At 67.8% G+C, this 4,232-nt stretch carries 3 protein-coding genes and 1 pseudogene; all 4 read right to left on the bottom strand.

Going from position 1 to position 4,232, the window contains the following annotated elements:
* A partial coding sequence (gene gspG / locus ACT4N8_RS09370) for a type II secretion system major pseudopilin GspG (RefSeq protein WP_444857866.1) occupies window positions 1–443 on the bottom strand: 443 nt, incomplete at its 3' end.
* Window positions 444–1,667, bottom strand: a complete 1,224-nt coding sequence (gspF, locus tag ACT4N8_RS09375; protein WP_444857867.1) for a type II secretion system inner membrane protein GspF — start codon at window positions 1,665–1,667, stop codon at window positions 444–446.
* Complete coding sequence (locus tag ACT4N8_RS09380; protein ID WP_444857868.1) at window positions 1,660–3,174, bottom strand: GspE/PulE family protein; 1,515 nt, start codon at window positions 3,172–3,174, stop codon at window positions 1,660–1,662. The genes gspF and ACT4N8_RS09380 overlap by 8 nt, the downstream gene beginning before the upstream one ends.
* Window positions 3,171–4,232 (bottom strand): annotated as a pseudogene (locus tag ACT4N8_RS09385) (type II secretion system secretin GspD); the annotation flags it as partial. The pseudogene ACT4N8_RS09385 and the gene ACT4N8_RS09380, both read right to left, overlap by 4 nt.

The raw sequence follows: 4,232 nt of genomic DNA on the forward strand, positions 1-4,232 counted from the left end.
CCGTCCGCGCCCAGGGTCGAGATCGCATAAGGCTGCCCGCCTTGTCCCGGCGCGGTGTAAAGATAGGGCCGGCCCCAGGGATCGTTCTCCACCCGCCGGAGATGGCCCGCGGTGACCAGCGCCTGGATGCCTTCCTCGCTCGTCGGATAGCGGAGGTTGTCGATCCGGTAGAGCTGGACGGCCTGATCGATCACCGAAATGTCCGCCCGCGCCTTGGTCACCGCCGCCCGGTCCGCCGCCGGCATGACGTTGATGATCACGATGGTCGCGAGCAGGCCGATGATGACGATCACGACCATCATCTCGACGAGGGTGAACCCGTCCTCGCGCTTCCGCTTCTGCCCGTCACCCCGGCGAAGGCCGGGGTCTCGGCGAGACGCGCCGTGACCTCTTGTCCTGGGATCCCGGCCTTTGCCGGGATGACGATAGTGAGGGACGAACATTCAATAACCTCCGGCGAGCGTGTCGAGCTGCAGGATCGGCAGCAGGATGGAAAGGACGATCACCGCGACGATCGCGCCCATCACGATGATGATCGCGGGCTCGAGCAGCGACAAGGCGGTGGCGGTGAAGGCGTCGAACTCGCGCTCGAGATAGTCGGCGGCGCGCTCGAGCATCATGTCGAGCCGGCCCGACGCCTCGCCAGACGCGGCGAGATAGACGAGCAAGGGCGGGAAAACGCCCGCTCGCCTGAGCGCCCCGGACAGGCTGCCGCCGGTCCGCACATTCTCGGCGATCTCGACCGAGGCCTTGCGCAGCGCGCGATTGTGCACCGTCTGCGTGGTGAGGTTGAGACCTTCGAGCAAAGGCAACCGGCTCGCCACCATCGCCGACAGGGTGCGCGCCATCCGCGCCGCGTGGAGATCGCGGATCAGCCGCCCGATCAAAGGCAGGCGCAGCAAGGCCGAGTCGAACTTGAGCCTTATTCCCTCCTCCTTCAGCGCCCGCCCGGCAAGGAAGACCAGCCCGGCGCCGAGCAGGAGCAAAGCCCACCACCAGTTGCTGAGGAAATCGGAGAGGCCGATCACCACCCTCGTGAGGAAGGGCAATTGCTGCCCGACATCGTCGAACTGCTCGACTACCTTGGGCACGACGAAGATCATCAATGCGAAGACGACGAAGGTCGCGAAGATCGCGAGGATGATCGGATAAGCGAGCGTCGAGAGCACCTTGCCGCGCACCACGGCCTGCCGCTCGAGCAGGTTCGCCAGCCGCTCGAGAATGGGCGGCAAGGTTCCCGAACTCTCGCCGGCGGCGACCATGGCCCGGTAGAGCGGCGGGAAGCTTTTTGGCTCCCGCGCCATCGCGTCGGCGAGCCGCCGTCCCTCCACCACCCCGCCATGAACATTGCCGAGGATGCGTTTGACCTCCTCGCGCTCGGACTGGCGCGAGAGCGTGCGCAGCGCCTCCTCGAGCGGCGCCACCTGGATCAGGGTGGCGAGCTGGCGGGTGAACAAGGTGAGCTGCTTGGCGCCGAGCTTCCTGCGCCGGATCAGCCCGCGCGACAGCAAGGGCGCCGCCGCGGCCTCGGTCGCGGGCTCGATCCGCACCACATAGAGCCGCCGCGAGGCGAGCTGCGCCTTGGCCGCATCCTGCGTGTCGGCGCGCACCGAGCCACGCCGCTCGCGCCCGGCCGTGTCGAGCCCGACATAAGCGAAATCAGGCATTGTCGCCCTCGTGGCGCGAGACGCGCACCGCTTCCTCCGGACTGGTCGTCCCGTCGAGCACCAGCGTCCGCGCCGCCTGAGCCAATGTCGGCGAATCGCGGAAGGCGTGCGCGGAGATCGCCGCCTCGTCGTCGCCCGCATTGATCAGCCGCCGGATCGTGTCATCCACCCGCACCGCCTCGAACAGACCGATCCGCCCCTTATAGCCGGTCCCGCCGCAGGCCGCGCAGCCGCCCGGCTCGTAGATCGTCGTACCCGCCGCGATGCCGAGCAGCTCGGAGAGCGAGCCGGCCGCCTGTACCGGCTTGCGGCATTCCCGGCAAAGTCGCCGTACCAGTCGCTGCGCCAGCACCGCGCGCAGCGTCGAGGCGATCAGAAAGGGCTCGACCTTCATGTCCCTCAGCCGCGTGATCGCGCCCACCGAATCGTTGGTGTGCACGGTCGACAGCACGAGATGCCCGGTCAGCGCCGCCTGCACGGCGATGTCGGCGGTCTCCCGGTCGCGGATCTCGCCGACCATCACCGTGTCCGGGTCCTGCCTCAAAATGGCGCGCAGCCCGGCGGCGAAGGTCAGTCCGACCTGCGGGTTGATCTGGGTCTGGCCAACGCCGTCGACCGCATATTCGACCGGGTCCTCGACCGTGAGGATGTTGCGCGTGCCGTCGTTGAGGAGTTTGAGCCCCGCATAAAGCGTCGTCGTCTTGCCCGATCCGGTCGGGCCGGTGACGAGGACGATGCCGTTGGGCTCGCCCAGCGCATCGGTGAACAGCCCCTTGGTCGCCGCGGTCATGCCGAGTTGGTCGAGGTCGATCCCGGCATTCTCCTTGTCGAGGATGCGCAGCACCACGCGTTCGCCCGCGCGGCTCGGCAGGGTCGAGACGCGCACGTCGATCAGCTTGCCGCCGAGCGTCAGCCCGATCCGTCCGTCCTGCGGGAGCCGGCGCTCGGCGATGTCGAGGCGGGCCATCACCTTGACCCGGCTGACCACCACCGGCGCGACGTGGGCTGGCATGCGCAACGTCTCGCGCAGCACGCCGTCCATCCGCATCCGGACGATTAGGCCGGTTTCATAAGGCTCGATATGGATGTCCGAGACGCCTTGCCGCGCGGCGTCGGCGATGATGCCGTTGATCAGGCGGATCGCCGGCGCGTCGTCCGAGGTGTCGAGCAGATCGTCCGCGCTCGGCAAATGCGTGGCGAGATGGCCGAGATCGTCGTTGAATCCGAGCGAGTCGGCGGCATCCGCGGCGACGCCCGCGCCAGAGCCATATTGATCCGAAAGCAGACGGTCGAAGCCGGGTGCATCCACTTCGTGCAGCGCGAAGGGCCGCGCCAGATAGCGCCGCAATTCGATCAGCGCCCTGGGGTCAGCGCCCGCGCGCATCGCCACGTCGAGTCGCCCGTCGGTCTCGCCGGTCGGCAGCAGGCCATGCCGCCGCGCGAAGCCGTAGGGCACCCGGACCGGCGGCTCGGCCAGATCGGCCTCCTCGCCTCGCGCGATCCTCATTGCGGCGGCACTTCGCTCGCCGGAAGCTCGACCGGCGTGACGACCGAATCTTCGGGCTGCCGCTCGACGACGCTCGGCGGCACCGTGCCGAGATAGTCGCGGACCAGCTCGTCGAGCGTCGGCTCGCGATTCGGATTGGAGAGCAATTGCTGGCCGCGCGCATAATTGTAGCGCCGCGCGCTCATCGCCCGCGCGTCCGCGGCCGAGCGCAATATGGTCGGCCGGATGAAGACCATCAAATTGGTCCGCGAGCGCGCCCGCCCGCGCGAGCGGAAGAGCTGGCCGATGATCGGAATGTCGCCGAGCACCGGAACGCGATCGAGCGTTCGGCGGTCGTTGTCGTCGAGCAGGCCGCCGATGCCGACGATCTCGCCGTCGTCGACGGTGATCGTGGTCACGATCTCGCGCTTGTTGAGGATCAGATCCTGGAAATTGTTCGAGACCGGGCCGGCGATCGAGCTGATCTCCTGACGGATGTCGAGCTTGATCGTGCCGCCGGCGTTGATCTGCGGCCGGACCTCGAGCGTGATGCCGACATTCTGGCGCTGGACGGTGCGGAAGGCATTGTCGAAATTGGGGCTCAAGGCCTCGCCGGTGGTGATCGGGATTTCCTGGCCGACCAGGATCCGCGCCTCCTGATTGTCGAGGGTCATGATCGACGGGGTCGAGAGCAGGTTGGACTGGTTGTCGGAGCGCACCGCGTTGATGATCGCGCCGAAGATCGCGTTCGAATTGCGGATCGCGCCGCCGATGAGACCTCCGTTGATCCCCGCCAGCGCCTGCGAGGCGGCGTCGATCAAATCCTCGCCCGGACCGGTCGTGGTCGTCGTGGTCGATCCGGTGCCGGTCGTGACCGTGGTCGTCGTCCCGCCCAGCTCGCGCGCGGCGATCGCGCCGGCGATGCTGCCGATATTGGGGGTGATGTTGGAATAATTGGTGATCGCGAACGGGATGTTCGAGCCGCGCAGGCCGGAGAGGAAGAGCTGCACGCCGAGCTGCTGCGCCGCGGTGTCGCCGATTTCGACGATGATCGCCTCGACCAGCACCTGCTGGCGGCG

This window comes from Sphingosinicella sp. (assembly GCF_052387495.1).
In the GTDB taxonomy this organism is placed as follows: Bacteria; Pseudomonadota; Alphaproteobacteria; order Sphingomonadales; family Sphingomonadaceae; genus Allosphingosinicella.

Excerpts from the sequence above, each read along its gene's own strand:
- gspF (WP_444857867.1), bottom strand. The coding sequence starts at position 1,667 with ATGCCTGATTTCGCTTATGTCGGGCTCGACACGGCCGGGCGCGAGCGG.
- ACT4N8_RS09380 (WP_444857868.1), bottom strand. The coding sequence starts at position 3,174 with ATGAGGATCGCGCGAGGCGAGGAGGCCGATCTGGCCGAGCCGCCGGTC.